We start from the raw sequence: 17,999 nt of genomic DNA on the forward strand, positions 1-17,999 counted from the left end.
TCTTGGACAAAAGTGGGTTTACGATTCAGCACAAATTGAGATTGAGCCAGTTTTTCGGCGTCAATTTGATCTGTTTTCCTCACACGCAAGCTATCCAGTTGCTTCTTAGCTTCTAAGGGATTAAGCCTTGTATAAGCATAGCCATTATCTTCTAGAAAAGCTTGGAGACGACGAGAATAGACACCTGTTGCTTCAAAGATGATTTCTGGCTTATGGACGGTTTTCAAATCGCCAAGTAGCCGAGCAAAGCCTAAGGCGTCATTGGACATGGTATAGCCATGAACTTTCTCACCATTGACTAGAATGGTCACTTCTGAACTTGCCTTACTCACATCAATCCCAAAAACTGCACGCATGATATTACCTCTTTGTCTTGAATGATTCCTTGTTTTAGTGATGTCATTTTCAATACTCGACGTCTGGCGTCCCACATACTTTGATAACATTCTTTCTAAAACAGGTGCCTTGCCAGTTTTTGATGCGACGTCTAGCGTCAAAAGAGTTCTCGACTTAACAAGACACCTCTACTTTAACATAAAGAAAAAGTAGTGAGTACTCTCTCCCGTCGGAGATTTCCTCACTACTAATCTTAGTATGTTTTTGATTTTTGATCAGGAAACTCAACTTCTTCGAGTTTTTCAAATGAAGCAAATTCTTCCAACATTTTTTCCAAATCATCTTGTCTTTTAAATGTTACAGCCATAAAGCACCTCCGAAAATCTTATATATCTATTATACCCTTTTTTGCTCAAATGTATCTAAAATTTCCTAACCTAATTCAAAACTAAAATCTTCAATTGCCTCCTTATGTCATGGTATAATGGTCTTATGGAAAAAAGAATATCAGAATTAGTAGATTTACTTAACAAATATGCCGACGAATACTATCGTTCAGACAAACCAAGTGTGTCTGATGCCGAATATGACAAACTCTATCGAGAATTGCTAGAACTGGAAACAGCTCATCCAGAATGGGTCTTGCCCAACAGTCCAACCCACCGCGTTGGTGGCAAAATTTTAGACGGCTTTGAAAAATATACCCATGTCTATCCTCTTTTTAGCTTGCAGGATGCCTTTTCGCGTGAAGAATTGGACGCCTTTGACCAACGTGTTCGCAAGGAATTTCCACAGGCGACCTATATCTGTGAACTCAAGATTGACGGTCTGTCCATTTCCCTGACCTATGAAGCTGGCAATCTAGTAGTAGGTGCGACACGTGGTGACGGTAGTGTCGGTGAGAATATCACCGAAAACCTCAAGCGTGTGGCAGACATTCCCCTGACCTTGCCAGAGGCGGTTGATGTCACCGTCCGTGGCGAGTGCTATATGCCAAAAGCCTCTTTTGACCGCGTCAACCAACAACGTCAGGAGGCAGGTGAGGCTGAGTTTGCCAATCCACGAAATGCAGCGGCGGGTACCCTTCGCCAGCTGGATACGGGTGTAGTAGCTCAGCGTGGTCTTGCAACCTTCCTCTACCAAGAGGCCAGCCCTTCTGAAGCGACCAGCCAGTCGCAAGTGCTGAAAAAGCTGGATGCTCTAGGCTTTGTGACCAACCACGACTACCAGTTGGCCGACAGCATGGACGATGTTTGGGCTTTTATTGAAAAAATGGCAGAGCGACGAGACGATTTGCCCTATGAAATCGACGGTATCGTCATTAAGGTCAACGACCTAGCCATCCAAGAAGAATTAGGTTTTACTGTTAAGGCACCACGCTGGGCAGTGGCCTACAAGTTTCCAGCTGAGGAGAAAGAAGCACAAATCCTATCAGTTGACTGGACCGTTGGCCGAACAGGCGTTGTCACGCCGACAGCCAATCTCAGCCCAGTACAGCTAGCAGGAACGACCGTTAGCCGTGCTACCCTGCACAATGTTGATTACATCGCAGAAAAAGACATTCGCATTGGCGATACGGTCATTGTTTACAAGGCTGGGGACATTATCCCCGCTGTTCTGAAAGTGGTGGACAAGTACCGAAAAGATCAAGAAGTCATGCCTGTTCCAAGACAGTGTCCGTCTTGTCAGAGCGACCTAGAACACTACGAAGATGAAGTGGCCCTTCGTTGTATCAATCCCATTTGCCCTAGCCAGTTGATGAGCAAGTTGGAGCACTTTGCCAGTCGCGACGCTATGAATATAGCAGGTCTGGGGTCTTCTATTGTGGAAAAACTCTTTGGAGTCGGCTTGGTAAACGATGTTGCTGATATTTATAAATTAACTGTTGACGACCTCTTGACCCTAGATGGTTTCAAGGAAAAGTCCGCAGACAAGCTCTATCAGGCCATTCAGACATCAAAAGGAAATTCAGCAGAACGGCTCTTGTTCGGTCTGGGCATTCGTCATGTCGGCAGTAAGGCCAGTAAGATTTTGCTGGAAAACTTCGGTGATTTGGAAGCCCTAGCTCAAGCCAGCCAAGATGAGATTGCCTCCCTAGAAGGCTTGGGTCAGGTTATTGCCAAGTCCCTGACCAGTTTCTTTGCCAGCTCAGGAGCCCAGCAGCTTTTAGCTGAACTTAAGGAAAATGCCGTAAACTTAGCCTATCTAGGACAGGTGGCTGATGAAAATGCTGCCCTGTCTGGACTGACAGTTGTCTTGACTGGTAAGTTGGAACGGATGAAGCGGGGCGAAGCCAAAGCCAAGCTAGAAGCCCTAGGTGCCAAGGTAGCAGGCTCGGTTTCCAAGAAGACCAACCTAGTCGTCGCAGGAGCTGATGCGGGAAGCAAGTTGGCCAAGGCACAAGAGTTAGGAATTGAAATAAAAGACGAGGCCTGGTTAGAAAGCCTATAAGGTATAGAAGATGGAAGAACGTAAGCGAGCAAGATTGATTTATAACCCGACCTCTGGTCAGGAAATCATGAAGAAAAATGTGGCAGAAGTGTTGGATATTTTAGAAGGATTCGGCTACGAAACTTCTGCTTTTCAGACAACGGCCGCAAAAGATTCTGCTAAGAATGAGGCGAAAAGAGTAGCGGAGGCGGGCTTTGACCTAGTCATCGCAGCAGGTGGAGATGGGACCATCAATGAAGTGGTCAACGGCATTGCTCCCCTTGAAAATAGACCAAAGATGGCTATTATTCCAACAGGAACGACCAATGACTATGCGCGTGCTCTCAAGGTCCCTCGTGGCAATCCAGTCGAAGCTGCCAAGATGATAGGGAAAAAACAGACGATTTTAATGGATATTGGACTGGCAAAGAACCAAAAGAATGGTTTTTATCAGGAGCATTACTTCATTAACATCGCTGCCGCGGGTACTTTGACTGAGTTAACCTATAGTGTTCCTAGTCAACTAAAAACCATGTTCGGTTATCTTGCTTATGTCGTAAAGGGAGCTGAACTCTTGCCACAGGTGCAATTTACACCAGTTAAAGTGACACACGATGGTGGCGTATTTGAAGGTTCTATTTCCATGATTTTTGTCGCCTTAACAAATTCTATTGGTGGTTTCGAACAAATTGTACCGGATGCTAAATTAGATGATGGTAATTTCACACTACTAATGGTAAAAACGGGCAATTTATTTGAAATCCTCCACCTGATTCGACAGGTTCTAGATGGAGGAAAACATATAGATAGTGACTTGATAGAGTATATAAAGACCAAAAAACTCACTATTGAACAATTAAATACTGAAAATCGCCTTTTGCTCAATTTAGATGGTGAGTTCGGAGGAGATGCACCAGTTGAACTCTATAACTTGCAAAATCATATTGAATTTTTTGCTGACACTGATTTAGTTTCTGATGAAGCCATTACCGTGGATATGGAGCAAGTTGATAGAGAAAATATGACCAAGCGCTTTATCGAAGAAAGTAGTCAAATTGATTCCGCATTATAAATAGGAAGAAAAGACAGCTAGGTCTTTTCTTTTTCTATTTTAATAACGAATTAAACGCTTCCAATGGCGGTATTTTCTTGACAAATAGATGTTTTAGGAGTATCCTTACATGGTATTAAATTTTAAAAGGAGAATTCGTTATGAATTTAGGCGCATTGGCTTTAGGTTTGGCCTGTCTTGGTGTAAGTATTGGTGAAGGACTGTTGGTAGCTTCTTACCTTAGTTCGACTGCACGTCAACCAGAAATGCAAAGCAAGTTAATGGCTGGTGTATTCTTGGGTGTTGCCTTTATCGAGGGAACGTTCTTCGTAACCTTGGCTATGATGTTTGTCTTGAAATAGTAGAAAATAGAGAAATAGAAAAGGGGGGAACCTCCATTGGAAGAACATTTAAGTCCAACCCTTACCCTTGGTCCCATAACCTTTGACCTGACCATGGTATTGGTTTCTATTATAACCATTTCCGTTATTTTCTTACTTGTTTTTTGGGCCAGTCGTCGAATGGAACTGAAGCCAAAAGGAAAACAGAATGTTTTGGAGTACGTGTATGAATTGACTATCAATTTTACTAAGGGGAACCTTGGAGATGAAGATGCTAAAAGGTATAATTTGTTCTTCTTCTCAGTCTTCACCTTTCTTTTGGTAGCAAATAACTTGGGTTTGATGACCAAGTTGGAAACAACAGAAGGCCATAACTTATGGACTTCGCCAACAGCCAACATGGCCTACGATTTTGGACTAGCAGCCATTGCAACGGTTTTTTGTCATGTCGAAGGCATTCGCCGTAGAGGGTTTAAGCAATATTTGAAAGATTTTGTGACCCCTTTGGCAATGACTCCGATGAACATTTTAGAAGAAATTACCAACCTTGCTTCATTAGCCTTGCGTTTGTACGGTAATATTTACGCAGGTGAAGTTTTGGTTTCACTTCTTTTACAATTATCACAACAAAGTGCAGTAGCTTATCCAGTTGCATTTGCTCTAAACATTGTTTGGACAGGATTCTCTGTCTTCATTTCATGTTTGCAAGGCTATGTATTTGTCATGCTGGTATCCATGTACTTGAACAAAAAAATCCACGGTGCTGGTGAGTAAGAAAGGGAAAGAAAAATATGGCAACAATTTTAGCAATGCAATCTAGCACTGTTCTTGGAAACTTTATTCTCGTAACGGCTTCTTTTGCGATATTGATTATCCTTATTCGTGTATTCGCTTGGGACCGTATTACAGGTATTTTTGAAGAACGTGCCAATAAGATTGCCAATGATATTGATGCAGCAGAAGAAAAATTAACTGCTGCTTCAAATCTGGTTCAACAAAGGGAACAGGAATTGGTTCAAGGTCGTGTTGAAGGACAAAAAATCATTCAAGATGCTATCGAGCGGGCGAAACTAGAAAAAAAACAGATTCTTGAACAGGCAGATGTTGAAATCCAAGGCTTAAAACAAAAAGCTGAAATGGAAATTGAAGCTGAGAAACGTGAGGCACAAGAAAACTTACGTGTGCAAGTTGCTGAGTTAGCTGTTGATTTGGCTGGTAAGATTATTTTAGAAGATCTAGACCAACAAGCACATAGCAACTTGATTGACCGTTATTTGGATAAACTAGGAGACAAGTAAATGAACGCTAGAGAAAATGCCCTTGTGCAAAAATACGCTCTATCATTTGTTGAAAAAGTCAGTGATCATGCAGAAATTTGGGAAATGTATGACCAGCTTTCTGAATTGATTACGATTATCCATGATAGCAAACTCAATCGTCTTTTGTTATCTGCTACGGTATCAAGAGAGGAAAAGGCTGCATTCGTACGAACCGTTCGCCAGTCAAGTTTCTGGCAAATCAATGATTTAATTGAGGATATTATTCGTGACGGCCATGCAGACTTGCTACTGGAAACACTAGAGCGTGTTCGTTTACAAATCAGTAAATTTAAAAATGAATTTGAAGCCCATGTGGTTTCAGTCTATCCTTTGACAGAAGCCCAAAAAGACCGTCTTCGTCAGTTAGTGGAAAAGCGTTTCTCCTTGCGTGTACGTACGATCATCGAAGAATTAGACCAAAGTCTACTCGGTGGTTTTATTGTGACGGTTAACCACAAGGTAATCGATGCAAGCGTTCGGACACAATTGAAGGACGTTAGAAAAAAACTTTAGAAAATAGAAAGTGGTGTTCTTTTGATTAATGCACAAGAAATTAGCGCTTTACTAAAACAACAAATTGAAGGCTTTCAGCCTGACTTTGACTATACAGAAACTGGTGTCGTAACCTACATTGGTGACGGTATCGCCCGTGCGCAAGGTCTTGACAATGCCATGAGTGGAGAGCTTTTGGTATTTGAAAATGGCACCATTGGTATGGCCCAAAACTTAGAAACCAACGATGTTGGTATCATCATTCTGGGTGAATTTACAGATATCCGAGAGGGTTCTGTTGTTCGTCGGACTGGTAAAATCATGGAAGTCCCAGTTGGCTCAGCCTTGATTGGTCGTGTTATCAATCCACTTGGTCAGCCAGTGGATGGTCTTGGTGACATTCGTACGACAAAAACACGTCCAATCGAGTACCCAGCGCCAGGTGTCATGCAACGGAAATCAGTAAATGAGCCGTTGCAAACTGGTCTCAAGGCGATTGATGCTTTGGTTCCAATCGGTCGTGGTCAGCGTGAATTGATTATCGGGGACCGTCAGACAGGGAAGACCTCTGTAGCTATTGATGCCATTCTCAACCAAAAAGGCCAAGACATGATTTGTATCTATGTGGCTATTGGTCAGAAAGAATCAACAGTTCGAACGCAGGTAGAAACTCTACGCCAATATGGCGCCTTGGATTACACTATCGTAGTAACTGCATCTGCTTCTCAACCGTCTCCATTGCTATTTTTGGCTCCTTATGCCGGCGTTGCGATGGCAGAAGAGTTCATGTATGAAGGTAAACATGTCTTGATTGTCTACGATGATTTGTCAAAACAGGCGGTAGCTTACCGTGAATTATCTCTCTTGCTTCGTCGTCCTCCAGGTCGTGAAGCTTACCCAGGTGATGTATTCTACTTGCACAGCCGCTTGCTTGAGCGTTCAGCCAAGGTTTCTGATGAGTTAGGCGGTGGCTCGATTACAGCTCTGCCATTTATCGAAACACAGGCAGGTGATATTTCAGCCTATATAGCGACTAACGTGATTTCAATCACGGATGGACAAATCTTCTTGAAGGACGATTTGTTCAACTCTGGTATCCGTCCAGCCATTGATGCGGGTTCTTCCGTATCTCGTGTAGGTGGTTCGGCTCAAATCAAGGCCATGAAAAAGGTTGCTGGTACCCTTCGTATCGACTTGGCTTCTTACCGTGAATTAGAGGCCTTTACGCAATTTGGTTCCGATTTGGATGCGGCAACTCAGGCCAAACTCAACCGTGGTCGTAGGACTGTCGAAGTTTTGAAACAGCCCTTGCATAAGCCACTTCCAGTTGAAAAACAGGTTTTGATTTTGTATGCTTTGACAAATGGCTTCTTGGATTCAGTGCCAATTGATGACATTTTGGCATTTGAAGAAGAGTTGTATGCATATTTTGATTTGCATTTTGATAGTCTTTTGGATGTCATTCGCACAACAAAAGATCTTCCTGATACAGATGAGTTGAACGCTGCTATTCAAGCCTTCAAAGACCAGTCTGTCTTTAAGTAAAGGAGTGAATAATGGCAGGTTCTCTCAATGAAATCAAATCAAAAATTGCATCTACTAAGAAAACCAGTCAAATCACCGGTGCCATGCAGATGGTTTCGGCTTCTAAACTAGCCAAATCAGAGCAATTAGCGCAATCCTTTCAGATCTACGCTAGCAAGGTTCGTCAGATTACAACGGACCTCTTGCGTGGAGAATTGATGGCTTCAGATACAAGCAATCCAATGCTGATTCGCCGTCCAGTTCAAAAATCGGGTTACATTGTCATTACATCTGACAGTGGACTAAAAGGTTCATATAATTCCAGTATCTTGAAGGCTGTGATGGGGATGATTGAACAGGACCATGACTCAAAAGACGAGTATGAGATTATTGCCATTGGTAGTATGGGAGCTGATTTCTTCCGTGCCCGTGGTATCAATCCTGTCTTTGAATTGCGTGGTTTAGCAGACAATCCAAGTTTTGAAGAGGTTCAAAAAATCATTTCTAAGTCAGTTGAGATGTACAAGAATGAACTCTTTGATGAGTTGTATGTTTGTTATAACCACCATGTCAATAGCTTGACCAGTCAGGTGCGTGTCCAACAGATGCTTCCTGTAGAAGATTTGGACCATAATGAAGCAGATGGTTATACATCTACTTTTGAATTGGAGCCAAACCGTGAAGTCATTCTGGAGCAACTCTTGACGCAGTATGCAGAGTCAACTATTTACGGAGCGATTTTGGATGCCAAAACTGCTGAAAATGCGGCTGGTATGACAGCCATGCAGACAGCAACGGATAATGCTAAGAATGTCATTAACGATTTGACAATTCAATACAATAGGGCACGTCAGGCAGCTATCACTCAGGAAATCACTGAGATTGTAGCTGGTGCCTCAGCCCTTGAGTAATAGAAATAGAGGAAATAGAATGAGTTCAGGCAAAATTACTCAGGTTGTCGGACCAGTTGTAGACGTCGCGTTTGCAGCAGAAGATAAACTTCCTGAGATTAACAACGCACTCGTTGTATACAAAAATGATGATTCCAAGCAAAAAGTTGTGCTTGAAGTTGCTTTGGAACTTGGTGATGGCGTTGTTCGGACCATTGCCATGGAATCAACTGATGGATTGACTCGTGGGATGGAAGTACTTGATACAGGCCGTCCGATCTCAGTTCCAGTTGGTAAGGAAACTCTGGGTCGTGTCTTCAATGTTTTGGGAGATACCATTGACCTTGATGAGCCATTCCCTGCTGATTTTGAACGTGAGCCAATTCATAAAAAAGCACCAGCTTTTGATGAGTTATCTACTTCAAGCGAAATTTTGGAAACAGGTATCAAGGTAATTGACCTTCTAGCACCCTATCTAAAAGGTGGTAAGGTTGGTCTCTTCGGTGGTGCCGGTGTTGGTAAGACCGTTCTTATCCAAGAATTGATTCATAACATTGCCCAAGAACACGGTGGTATTTCTGTATTTACCGGTGTTGGTGAGCGTACTCGTGAAGGGAACGACTTGTATTGGGAAATGAAAGAGTCAGGTGTTATTGAAAAAACGGCCATGGTATTTGGTCAGATGAATGAGCCGCCAGGTGCCCGTATGCGGGTTGCCCTTACTGGTTTGACTATTGCGGAATATTTCCGTGATGTGGAAGGTCAGGATGTGCTTCTTTTCATCGACAATATCTTCCGTTTCACGCAGGCTGGTTCAGAAGTATCTGCCCTCTTGGGTCGTATGCCGTCAGCCGTTGGTTATCAGCCAACACTTGCAACTGAGATGGGACAATTGCAGGAGCGTATTACCTCAACCAAGAAGGGTTCTGTTACATCTATTCAGGCTATCTACGTGCCTGCCGATGACTATACAGATCCAGCTCCAGCGACAGCTTTCGCTCATTTGGATTCGACAACTAACTTGGAACGTAAGTTGACTCAACTTGGTATCTACCCTGCGGTGGATCCATTGGCTTCGTCATCACGTGCACTTGCTCCACAAATCGTTGGTGAAGAGCACTATGCAGTTGCCATGGAAGTCAAACGTGTCCTTCAACGTTACCAAGAATTGCAAGATATTATCGCCATTCTCGGTATGGATGAATTGTCTGACGAAGAGAAGACCTTGGTTGGACGTGCTCGTCGTATTCAATTCTTCCTATCTCAAAACTTTAACGTTGCTGAGCAATTTACAGGTATGCCAGGTTCATATGTGCCAGTTGCAGAAACTGTTAAAGGCTTTAAGGAAATCTTGGATGGTAAGCATGACCATCTACCAGAAGATGCCTTCCGAAATGTCGGTTCAATCGAGGATGTAGTCGCAAAAGCTGCAAAAATGAGATTCTAAGAGGTGGCCTATGGAACAAATGACTGTTCAAATTGTGACACCAGATGGAATGAAATATGACCACCATGCTGCCTTTGTTTTGGTAAAGACTGTCGAAGGCGAGATGGGAATTTATCCCGGACATGAGGAACTGATTGCCGTTTTGGAAATTGATGAAATGAAAGTCCGCCGTGTTGATGATGAAAATCACGTGGACTGGATTGCTGTCAATGGTGGGATTATTGAAATCAACAAAAATAGGATTACGGTGATTTCGGACTCAGCAGAGCGAGAACGTGATATTGATATCAGTCGTGCAGAACGGGCTAAGTTGCGGGCTGAAAGAGAGCTTGAAGAAGCCCATAACGCTCATAATGCTGATTTGGAAAAACGTGCCACAGTAGCACTCCAAAGGGCTATTAACCGTATTCGAGTGGGTAAACATTAAAAATGGGATTGAACTTAGTTCAGTTCCTTTTTTGCATTTCGTGGTATAATGGAAACATGATTATTTCAATTTTACAATTTTTTAGTCACATACTTTTTATCTATCTGGCCCATCATCTTTTGGTGACAACAGTTGACTGGTCACGGTGGTTAAAGGTTACAGGAGAAAACCAGCAGAAAATTAATTTGCTCATTCTCTTTCTAGCCATTGCTCTGGGCTACCTGGTATCCAACTTTTTCTTGGAATTGTTGGTGGTAGGGCGCTCATTTGCAAGTATATGATTTAAGTAAGAAAAGGATAGTAAATGGACACAATTATCGTTAAAGGTAGTAAAACTGGCTTGAAGGGTCAGGTTGAAATTGAAGGTGCTAAGAATGCTGTTCTACCTTTGTTGGCTGCGACTGTCCTAGCAAGTCAAGGACAAACCAAATTAACTCAAGTCCCAATTCTTTCTGATGTTTATACCATGAATAATGTGGTTCGAGGTTTGGGTGTTCGAGTTAAATTCGATGAAGAAACCAAGTCCATTGACATTGATGCTACTGGCCGACTGGGCAACGAAACTCCATATAAATATGTCAGTCAAATGCGCGCCTCTATTGTTATTCTTGGTCCGATTTTGGCACGTAATGGCTATGCCAAGGTTTCCATGCCAGGAGGTTGTACCATCGGTAGTCGTCCAATTGATTTGCATTTGAAGGGCTTGCAGGCACTTGGTGCAAAGATTAAGCAACGTGCGGGTTATATTGAAGCAAGTGCAGAGAAATTGCAGGGTACTCATATCTATCTTGATTTCCCAAGTGTTGGGGCTACTCAAAATCTAATGATGGCTGCAACGCTTGCTCAGGGTACGACTGTTTTGGAAAATGCTGCGCGGGAACCAGAAATCGTTGACTTAGCAATTTTCCTCAATAAAATGGGTGCTAAGGTCAAGGGTGCTGGTACAGAAACCGTTACCATTACAGGTGTTGACCAGCTGTACGGAGCAGAACACCAAGTTGTTCAAGACCGTATTGAAGCAGGGACCTTTATGGTGGCTGCTGCCATGACTGGTGGAGATGTCTTAGTTAAGGATGCTGTCTGGGAGCACAACCGTCCACTCATTTCTAAGATGCTAGAAATGGGAGTTGAGGTGACGGAAGAAGCTGAAGGGATTCGAGTTCGGTCACAAGTTGATAAACTTAAACCTGTTACCGTAAAAACCTTACCTCATCCAGGCTTTCCAACTGATATGCAGGCGCAGTTTACGGCTCTTATGGCAGTAGCCAAGGGGGAATCGACTATGATTGAAACGGTTTTTGAAAATCGTTTCCAACATTTAGAAGAGATGCGTCGGATGGACTTGCATTCGGAAATTTTGCGTGATACAGCTATCATTACAGGTGGTCAGACCTTGCAGGGTGCCCAGGTGATGTCAACGGATTTGCGGGCAAGTGCAGCTTTGATTTTGGCTGGTTTGGTCGCTGAAGGTGAAACGATTGTTGGGAAATTGTCCCACTTGGACCGAGGTTATTATCGGTTCCATGAGAAATTGGCAGGACTTGGCGCTGACATCAGACGTGTAAGTGGAGAAATTGAAAATGCTTAAGGAAAATCTAAACTATGTTGGAAAAAAACTGCTTATGGTTGCTATCGTAGCACTTTTAGCCCTACTGGTTTTTGCTCTAGGACTTATGGTAGGCTATGGTGTCATTGGTGATGGGGATAATTTGTTTGCAGTCCTATCCCCTGCAAAATGGCAGGATTTAATCAATAAATTTACAGGAAAGTAGGGTAACCTACTTTTTTGATGGGGGATTTTATGGCGAAGAAAAATGTAAAGAAACAGGCTATGAGCCTACTAAGTTTGTTAGCTACTATTGTTGTAGTTGGTGGTGGCTACTTTTTAAATAATACGAGCAGCGACAATGCTGCAAACTATTCTTATTATGTCAATCAGTCGCAAGCGAGCGATTTTACACCTAGCCAGGAGCTGGCTAGTTCGGTATTGACGGAGAAAGTAAGGAAACAACTTGGGAATTCCATTGAATGGAATGGAGCTGGCGCTTTTCTGATCAACGGCAATAAGACCGATTTAGATGCTTCAGTCGCTAGTGCACCTTATGGGGATAACAAGACTAAGACTGTGCAGGGAGAAACGGTTCCAACCGTAGCCAATGCCCTATTGGCTAAGTCAACACGTCAGTATAAGGATCGTGAAGCAACTGGTAATGGGCGTACATCATGGACTCCTGCTGGCTGGCACCAAATTCATGATTTGCCAGGGGAATATGATCATGCAGTTGATCGTGGACATCTGCTTGGCTATGCTTTGATTGGTGGTCTAGCTGGATTCGATGCCTCAACAAGCAATCCAAAAAACATAGCGGTTCAAACAGCCTGGTCTAACCAAGCCAATGATTCTACTTCGACAGGTCAAAATTATTTTGAAACCTTGGTAAGAAAAGCCTTGGACAAGAACAAGCGTGTCCGCTACCGTGTAACCCTAATCTATGCAGAAAACAATGACTTGATTCCAGTAGGAAGTCATTTAGAAGCCAAAGCAGCAGATGGTAGCTTAGAGTTCAACGTATTTGTCCCAAATGTGCAGAGTGGCTTGAGTATAAATTACCATAGTGGGGAAATTACGGTGAATGAGTAAAGAAATCAATTGCCAAACTTTCTTATTTTTGATAGAATATTCTTAATTGAATAGAGGTCTGTGAGACTAGTACACCTATGGAAACTGCCCAGGGAGTTGAGCCGTGACTGCAAGCTCAATCAGTGAAAGTTGGTCGAATTCACTCACGCAAGGGCTTAGAACTAAGGTCTGCCTAGCAGATGAAAACGGATGGTACCGCGTGACAACGCTCCGATATGAGTGGTGTCATGCGTTTTTTTTATTGGAGGAATTATGTCAAACATTGAACAACAGTTGGCTGAATTAAGCCAGACCACACTTGAAAAGTTAAAAGAAATCCAGCACCAAGGAGAAAAAGAACTACAAGACCTGCGTGTTGCGGTTTTGGGTAAAAAAGGGTCCTTGACTGACTTGTTGAAAGGCTTGAAAGACCTATCTAACGAAATGAAACCAATCGTTGGTAAGCAGGTCAATGAAGTGCGTGATGTGCTGACAGCTGCTTTTGAAGAAACAGCTCAAAAGGTTGCAGCAGCAAAAATTCAGCAGCAATTAGCATCTGAAACCATTGATGTGACCTTGCCAGGTCGTCAGGTCAAGGTCGGAAAACGTCATGTCTTGACCCAAACTTCTGAGGAAATCGAAGATATTTTCTTGGGCATGGGCTTCCAAATCGTTGACGGATTTGAAGTGGAAAAAGACTACTACAACTTTGAGCGGATGAATTTGCCGAAAGATCACCCAGCACGTGATATGCAGGATACCTTCTACATCACAGAAGAAATCCTTATGCGGACTCATACGTCGCCTGTTCAGGCACGGACTATGGACCAACATGATTTTTCAAAGGGTGCCTTGAAGATGATTTCGCCAGGTCGTGTTTTCCGTCGTGATACGGACGATGCGACCCACAGCCACCAGTTCCACCAGATTGAAGGCTTGGTTGTTGGTGAAAATGTATCCATGGGCGATCTCAAAGGTACGCTTGAAATGATTATCAAGAAAATGTTTGGTGAAGAGCGTCAGATTCGCCTGCGTCCATCATACTTCCCATTCACTGAGCCTTCTGTTGAGGTGGACGTTTCCTGCTTCAAGTGCGGTGGTGACGGCTGTAACGTATGTAAGAAAACAGGCTGGATTGAAATCCTCGGTGCCGGCATGGTCCACCCACAAGTATTGGAAATGAGTGGTATTGACTCAACCAAGTACTCTGGCTTTGCCTTCGGTCTTGGTCAGGAACGCATTGCCATGCTCCGTTACGGTATCAACGATATTCGTGGATTCTATCAAGGCGATGTACGATTCTCGGAGCAGTTTTAACGTAGCACTACTTAAGGCTGACAAAGTCAGCTCTTAAGTAGACGGAAATCGCCATTAAGCGACTTTCCTAGCTACCTTACTAGGATTTCAAGCGAAAAATATCGTTTCGCTTGAAATCCGTCGTAATCCTATAAAATTAGTAGATTGTTGATTGAGAGAAAGGATAGCTGCTATGGCGGTCTACCTACTCTCCTCACTAGTTCTAATGTTGAAAAAATGTCGTTTTCAACATTAGAACGTCGTAATCTCGCACTATTTAAGGTGTGGGAATCGCTGCTCTGCGACTTTCCTAGCTACCTTACTAGGATTTCAAGCGAAAAATATCGTTTTGCTTGAAAGCCGTCGTAATCTGATAAAGGTTAGTAGATTGTTGTTTGAGAGAAATGGTAGCCGCTATGGCGGTCTACCTACTCACCTCACTAGGTTTAGAGTTGAAAAAGTATCGTTTTCAACCTTAGAACGTCGTAACCATGGACGAGGAAGTGAAGGGAAATCGCTATTGAGCGACTTTCCTAGCCCAGTTAGAAATGAGAGGCAATGAGATGCAGATAGATTCGATACGTTTGGAAGAGGTTTCTGCTTTGCAGGAGTTGGCCAAACAGACCTTTGCAGAGACCTTCGCTCACGATAATGAGCCGAAGGAACTGGAGGCATTCTTCGAGGAAGTCTACTCCTTGGAGGTCTTGACTAGTGAGTTATCGGATCCCAACTGCCAGCACTATTTTCTAAGAATAGATCATCAGATAGCTGGCTATCTTAAGCTCAACCAAGGTTCTGCCCAGACGGAGCAGGAGTTGGAAAATGCCTTTGAAATCCAGCGTATCTATCTCTTGCAGGCTTTTCAAGGTCGCGGTCTTGGGAAGGTCTTGTTTGAATTTGCTTTGGAAAAAGCAGAGCAGTCAACTTGTGACTGGGTCTGGCTGGGAGTCTGGGAACACAATCTCAAGGCCCAACAACTCTATGCAAAATATGGATTTGAAAAATTTGGCCAGCATGAATTTGCGGTCGGTGATAAGATTGATGTGGATTGGCTACTAAAACGGCCTTTGCACCAGAAAGGATAATATGTTAGTAAGTTACAAATGGTTAAAAGAACTGGTTGACTTTGATGCGACAAGCCATGACTTGTCTGAAAAAATGTCAACAACAGGAATTGAAGTAGAAGGTGTTGAGCAAAAGAGTGCTGGCCTGTCTAAGTTGGTTGTCGGTCAGGTTGTGTCTGCTGAGCCCATTCCAGATACCCACCTCAATATCTGCCAGGTCAATGTGGGTGACGAAATCACGCAAATCGTTTGCGGTGCTCCGAATGTGAAAGCTGGCATCAAGGTAATCGTCGCTCTGCCAGGAGCTCGTATCGCTGGCAACTACAAGATTAAGAAAGGCAAAATCCGCGGAGTTGAGTCCTTGGGTATGCTCTGCTCATTGAGCGAAATCGGCGTGTCCGACTCAGTTGTGCCAAAGGTCTATGCGGATGGAATCTACCACCTGCCCGAAGATGCAGTTGTGGGTGAGCCAGTCTTTTCATACCTAGACCTCGACGACGAGATTATTGAGTTGTCCATCACGCCAAACCGTGCCGACGCCCTCTCCATGCGTGGCGTGGCTCACGAAGTCGCAGCCATTTACGACAGCAAGGTCAACTTCAAGCCTGTGGTCTTGGAAGAAAGCGACAAGAAGGCCAGCGATGTGATTGAAGTGGCCATTGAGTCAGACAAGGTGACTGCCTACACGGCTCGTGTCATTGAAAATGTGACCATCGCACCAAGTCCACAGTGGTTACAAAACCTGCTCATGAACGCAGGTATTCGCCCGCTCAACAATGTGGTGGACATCACCAACTACATCTTGCTTTACTTCGGTCAGCCAATGCACGCTTTTGACTTTGACAAGTTTGATGGCAAGAAAATCGTGGCTCGTCAGGCAAAAGAGGGTGAGAACTTGGTAACTCTTGACGGCGAAGAACGTGACTTGATTGCTGACGACATCGTCATTTCCGTTGCGGACAAGGCAGTTGCCCTCGGTGGTGTCATGGGGGGGGCCAACACAGAGATTGACAACAGCTCTAAAACCGTTGTGCTGGAAGCCGCCCTTTTTGACGGCAAGTCTATCCGCAAGACCTCTGGTCGCCTCAACCTTCGCTCTGAGTCCTCTTCTCGCTTTGAAAAGGGCATCAACGTGGCAACTTTGACGGAGGCTATGGATACAGCAGCTGCTATGATTGCAGAGCTGGCTGGCGGTCAGGTCTTGTCTGGCATCGTTTCTGCGGGTAGCGTGGACACTTCGGACGTCCCAGTCACAGCAACCATTGATTACGTTAACCGCTCGCTCGGGACTAAGCTTGACTATGCACAAATCGCAGACATTTTCCGTCGTTTAGGTATGGAAACAACTGGCGATGCAAGTCAGTTTACAGTCGCAGTACCGCGTCGCCGTTGGGACATTCGCATTCCAGCAGACTTGGTAGAGGAAATCGCTCGTATTTATGGCTACAATAATCTGCCGACCACTCTTCCGAAAGAGGACGGAACAGCAGGTGAGTTGACCCTGACCCAGAATATCCGTCGCCAAGTGCGTAGCCTGGCAGAAGGTGCAGGCCTGACAGAAATCATTTCCTATGCTCTGACAACACCTGAGAAGGCTGTGGAGTTTGCGGCTCGTCCAACCACTGTGACCGAACTCATGTGGCCGATGACCGTTGACCGCTCTGCCCTTCGTCAGAACATGGTGTCTGGTATGTTGGAAACAGTGGCCTACAACGTGGCTCGTAAGAACAAGAACTTGGCTCTCTACGAAATCGGTAAAATCTTTGAACAGTCTGGCAATCCAAAAGAAGACCTGCCGCAAGAAATTAATAAGTTTGCCCTTGTTTTGACTGGTTTGGTGGTTGAGAAAGACTTCCAGACACCAGCTGTACCAGTTGATTTCTTCCATGCCAAAGGAATTTTGGAAGCTATCTTTGCTCATTACAAGTTGGCTGTTGACTTTGTGGCGACTAGTGAGATTGCTGCCTTGCACCCTGGTCGTACAGCTGAAATCCATTTGAATGGGGCGGTTATCGGCTTTGTCGGTCAGGTACATCCTCAAACGGCTAAGGACTACGGAATTTCTGAAACCTATGTGGCTGAAATCAATCTGGATGCGATTGAGGAAGCTCTCCAGCCTGCTCAGCCATTTACCGAAATCTCTAAATTCCCAGCAGTTAGCCGTGATATTGCCCTGCTCTTGAGCAGTGATGTTAAACATCAGGAAGTCTTGGAGGCCATTGCGTCTGCGGGCGTCAAACGCTTGACTAAAGTGACCCTCTTTGACGTCTATGCGGGCAATAATATTGAGGCTGGTAAGAAGTCTATGGCTTACAACCTGACCTTCCAAAATCCTACGGATAGCCTGACGGATGAGGAAGTGGCTAAGTACATGGAGAAAATCAGTAAGTCGCTCGAAACACTTGGAGCTGAAATTCGTTAACATGTAAATCTTATGAAATCCTAGTCAGCGGGCTAGGATTTTTTGGAGGGAAGTATGAACACTAAAGATATTCACGAAAAATTTTTTCGAGATGGGAAGTTACTTGTTATTCCTAAGAAGTTGAAAAGTAAGCAAGTTTTATTTGCCTACTTGCAAGAAGAGTTGGCTAAGAAAGGCTCAACCTTCACAGAAAAAGAAGTCAATGCCTTTCTAGCTGAAATCTATGATGATTATGCTATTTTAAGACGCTACTTGGTGGATTATGGCTACCTGTCTCGAGACCAGTATGGATTGGAATACAGAATAGAAGAAAAGAGATGATTGCGGTCATCTCTTTTGT

At 43.9% G+C, this 17,999-nt stretch carries 20 protein-coding genes; 18 read left to right on the top strand and 2 right to left on the bottom strand.

All coding sequences use genetic code 11. The annotated features are described in order from the left end of the window. On the bottom strand, window positions 1-356 hold a 356-nt coding region (locus tag NF418_RS00005; RefSeq protein WP_256777888.1), incomplete at its 3' end, for an IS110 family transposase. Window positions 357-589: 233 nt separating this feature from the next. After that, on the bottom strand, window positions 590-703 hold the full coding sequence (locus NF418_RS00010; protein ID WP_256777889.1) for an SPJ_0845 family protein: 114 nt from the start codon (window positions 701-703) through the stop codon (window positions 590-592). Window positions 704-828: 125 nt separating this feature from the next. Here NF418_RS00010 and ligA point away from each other — a divergent pair, with 125 nt between their 5' ends. The 18 genes from ligA to NF418_RS00100 all read left to right on the top strand — a co-directional run bounded on the left by ligA (window position 829) and on the right by NF418_RS00100 (window position 17,980). Beyond that, the gene (gene ligA / locus NF418_RS00015) at window positions 829-2,787 is read left to right on the top strand and encodes an NAD-dependent DNA ligase LigA (protein WP_256777890.1); all 1,959 of its coding nucleotides are present in this window, start codon (window positions 829-831) and stop codon (window positions 2,785-2,787) included. A 10-nt stretch (window positions 2,788-2,797) separates the two neighbouring features. Beyond that, on the top strand, window positions 2,798-3,838 hold the full coding sequence (locus NF418_RS00020) for a diacylglycerol kinase family lipid kinase (RefSeq protein ID WP_256777891.1): 1,041 nt from the start codon (window positions 2,798-2,800) through the stop codon (window positions 3,836-3,838). Between the two features lie 140 nt (window positions 3,839-3,978). Continuing rightward, the gene (locus NF418_RS00025; RefSeq protein ID WP_105109681.1) at window positions 3,979-4,179 is read left to right on the top strand and encodes a F0F1 ATP synthase subunit C; all 201 of its coding nucleotides are present in this window, start codon (window positions 3,979-3,981) and stop codon (window positions 4,177-4,179) included. A gap of 36 nt (window positions 4,180-4,215) precedes the next feature. Next, entirely contained in the window at window positions 4,216-4,932 is a 717-nt protein-coding gene (gene atpB / locus NF418_RS00030) for a F0F1 ATP synthase subunit A (RefSeq protein WP_256777892.1), read from the top strand. A gap of 17 nt (window positions 4,933-4,949) precedes the next feature. Continuing rightward, on the top strand, window positions 4,950-5,456 hold the full coding sequence (gene atpF, locus NF418_RS00035; protein WP_256777893.1) for a F0F1 ATP synthase subunit B: 507 nt from the start codon (window positions 4,950-4,952) through the stop codon (window positions 5,454-5,456). Next, entirely contained in the window at window positions 5,457-5,990 is a 534-nt protein-coding gene (locus NF418_RS00040; protein WP_172022836.1) for a F0F1 ATP synthase subunit delta, read from the top strand. Between the two features lie 3 nt (window positions 5,991-5,993). Further along, window positions 5,994-7,514, top strand: a complete 1,521-nt coding sequence (gene atpA / locus NF418_RS00045) for a F0F1 ATP synthase subunit alpha (protein ID WP_256778052.1) — start codon at window positions 5,994-5,996, stop codon at window positions 7,512-7,514. Between the two features lie 11 nt (window positions 7,515-7,525). Then, on the top strand, window positions 7,526-8,404 hold the full coding sequence (locus NF418_RS00050) for a F0F1 ATP synthase subunit gamma (RefSeq protein ID WP_024398204.1): 879 nt from the start codon (window positions 7,526-7,528) through the stop codon (window positions 8,402-8,404). A 19-nt stretch (window positions 8,405-8,423) separates the two neighbouring features. After that, complete coding sequence (gene atpD / locus NF418_RS00055) at window positions 8,424-9,830, top strand: F0F1 ATP synthase subunit beta (RefSeq protein ID WP_172005235.1); 1,407 nt, start codon at window positions 8,424-8,426, stop codon at window positions 9,828-9,830. 10 nt (window positions 9,831-9,840) lie between these two features. Then, complete coding sequence (locus tag NF418_RS00060) at window positions 9,841-10,257, top strand: F0F1 ATP synthase subunit epsilon (protein WP_172084593.1); 417 nt, start codon at window positions 9,841-9,843, stop codon at window positions 10,255-10,257. A gap of 56 nt (window positions 10,258-10,313) precedes the next feature. Then, window positions 10,314-10,538 (top strand): DUF1146 family protein, encoded by a 225-nt coding sequence (locus NF418_RS00065; RefSeq protein ID WP_172050474.1) that lies wholly within the window; start codon window positions 10,314-10,316, stop codon window positions 10,536-10,538. A 23-nt stretch (window positions 10,539-10,561) separates the two neighbouring features. Then, entirely contained in the window at window positions 10,562-11,845 is a 1,284-nt protein-coding gene (murA, locus tag NF418_RS00070; RefSeq protein WP_256777894.1) for a UDP-N-acetylglucosamine 1-carboxyvinyltransferase, read from the top strand. Further along, the gene (locus NF418_RS00075; protein WP_256777895.1) at window positions 11,838-12,029 is read left to right on the top strand and encodes a DNA-directed RNA polymerase subunit beta; all 192 of its coding nucleotides are present in this window, start codon (window positions 11,838-11,840) and stop codon (window positions 12,027-12,029) included. Before murA ends, NF418_RS00075 begins: the two co-directional genes overlap by 8 nt. Window positions 12,030-12,058: 29 nt before the next feature. Continuing rightward, window positions 12,059-12,898, top strand: a complete 840-nt coding sequence (locus NF418_RS00080) for a DNA/RNA non-specific endonuclease (protein ID WP_256777896.1) — start codon at window positions 12,059-12,061, stop codon at window positions 12,896-12,898. Window positions 12,899-13,150: 252 nt separating this feature from the next. After that, the gene (pheS, locus tag NF418_RS00085) at window positions 13,151-14,194 is read left to right on the top strand and encodes a phenylalanine--tRNA ligase subunit alpha (RefSeq protein WP_024403151.1); all 1,044 of its coding nucleotides are present in this window, start codon (window positions 13,151-13,153) and stop codon (window positions 14,192-14,194) included. Window positions 14,195-14,736: 542 nt separating this feature from the next. Continuing rightward, a complete protein-coding gene (locus NF418_RS00090) occupies window positions 14,737-15,258 on the top strand; it encodes a GNAT family N-acetyltransferase (protein WP_256777897.1) in 522 nt (173 codons plus the stop codon). Window position 15,259: 1 nt separating this feature from the next. Further along, window positions 15,260-17,659, top strand: a complete 2,400-nt coding sequence (pheT, locus tag NF418_RS00095; protein WP_256777898.1) for a phenylalanine--tRNA ligase subunit beta — start codon at window positions 15,260-15,262, stop codon at window positions 17,657-17,659. A gap of 54 nt (window positions 17,660-17,713) precedes the next feature. Continuing rightward, window positions 17,714-17,980: a DUF2087 domain-containing protein gene (locus tag NF418_RS00100; protein WP_256777899.1), complete on the top strand. Its 267-nt coding sequence runs from the start codon at window positions 17,714-17,716 to the stop codon at window positions 17,978-17,980. Window positions 17,981-17,999 lie beyond the last annotated feature (19 nt).

Origin of the sequence: Streptococcus suis (assembly GCF_024509555.1) — a bacterium.
Taxonomy (GTDB): domain Bacteria; phylum Bacillota; class Bacilli; order Lactobacillales; family Streptococcaceae; genus Streptococcus; species Streptococcus suis_AD.

Excerpts from the sequence above, each read along its gene's own strand:
- NF418_RS00050 (WP_024398204.1), top strand. The coding sequence starts at position 7,526 with ATGGCAGGTTCTCTCAATGAAATCAAATCAAAAATTGCATCTACTAAG.
- NF418_RS00020 (WP_256777891.1), top strand. The coding sequence starts at position 2,798 with ATGGAAGAACGTAAGCGAGCAAGATTGATTTATAACCCGACCTCTGGT.
- NF418_RS00075 (WP_256777895.1), top strand. The coding sequence starts at position 11,838 with ATGCTTAAGGAAAATCTAAACTATGTTGGAAAAAAACTGCTTATGGTT.
- ligA (WP_256777890.1), top strand. The coding sequence starts at position 829 with ATGGAAAAAAGAATATCAGAATTAGTAGATTTACTTAACAAATATGCC.
- atpD (WP_172005235.1), top strand. The coding sequence starts at position 8,424 with ATGAGTTCAGGCAAAATTACTCAGGTTGTCGGACCAGTTGTAGACGTC.
- atpF (WP_256777893.1), top strand. The coding sequence starts at position 4,950 with ATGGCAACAATTTTAGCAATGCAATCTAGCACTGTTCTTGGAAACTTT.
- NF418_RS00025 (WP_105109681.1), top strand. The coding sequence starts at position 3,979 with ATGAATTTAGGCGCATTGGCTTTAGGTTTGGCCTGTCTTGGTGTAAGT.
- NF418_RS00060 (WP_172084593.1), top strand. The coding sequence starts at position 9,841 with ATGGAACAAATGACTGTTCAAATTGTGACACCAGATGGAATGAAATAT.
- NF418_RS00040 (WP_172022836.1), top strand. The coding sequence starts at position 5,457 with ATGAACGCTAGAGAAAATGCCCTTGTGCAAAAATACGCTCTATCATTT.
- NF418_RS00100 (WP_256777899.1), top strand. The coding sequence starts at position 17,714 with ATGAACACTAAAGATATTCACGAAAAATTTTTTCGAGATGGGAAGTTA.
- pheS (WP_024403151.1), top strand. The coding sequence starts at position 13,151 with ATGTCAAACATTGAACAACAGTTGGCTGAATTAAGCCAGACCACACTT.
- murA (WP_256777894.1), top strand. The coding sequence starts at position 10,562 with ATGGACACAATTATCGTTAAAGGTAGTAAAACTGGCTTGAAGGGTCAG.
- NF418_RS00090 (WP_256777897.1), top strand. The coding sequence starts at position 14,737 with ATGCAGATAGATTCGATACGTTTGGAAGAGGTTTCTGCTTTGCAGGAG.
- pheT (WP_256777898.1), top strand. The coding sequence starts at position 15,260 with ATGTTAGTAAGTTACAAATGGTTAAAAGAACTGGTTGACTTTGATGCG.
- NF418_RS00080 (WP_256777896.1), top strand. The coding sequence starts at position 12,059 with ATGGCGAAGAAAAATGTAAAGAAACAGGCTATGAGCCTACTAAGTTTG.
- NF418_RS00010 (WP_256777889.1), bottom strand. The coding sequence starts at position 703 with ATGGCTGTAACATTTAAAAGACAAGATGATTTGGAAAAAATGTTGGAA.
- NF418_RS00065 (WP_172050474.1), top strand. The coding sequence starts at position 10,314 with ATGATTATTTCAATTTTACAATTTTTTAGTCACATACTTTTTATCTAT.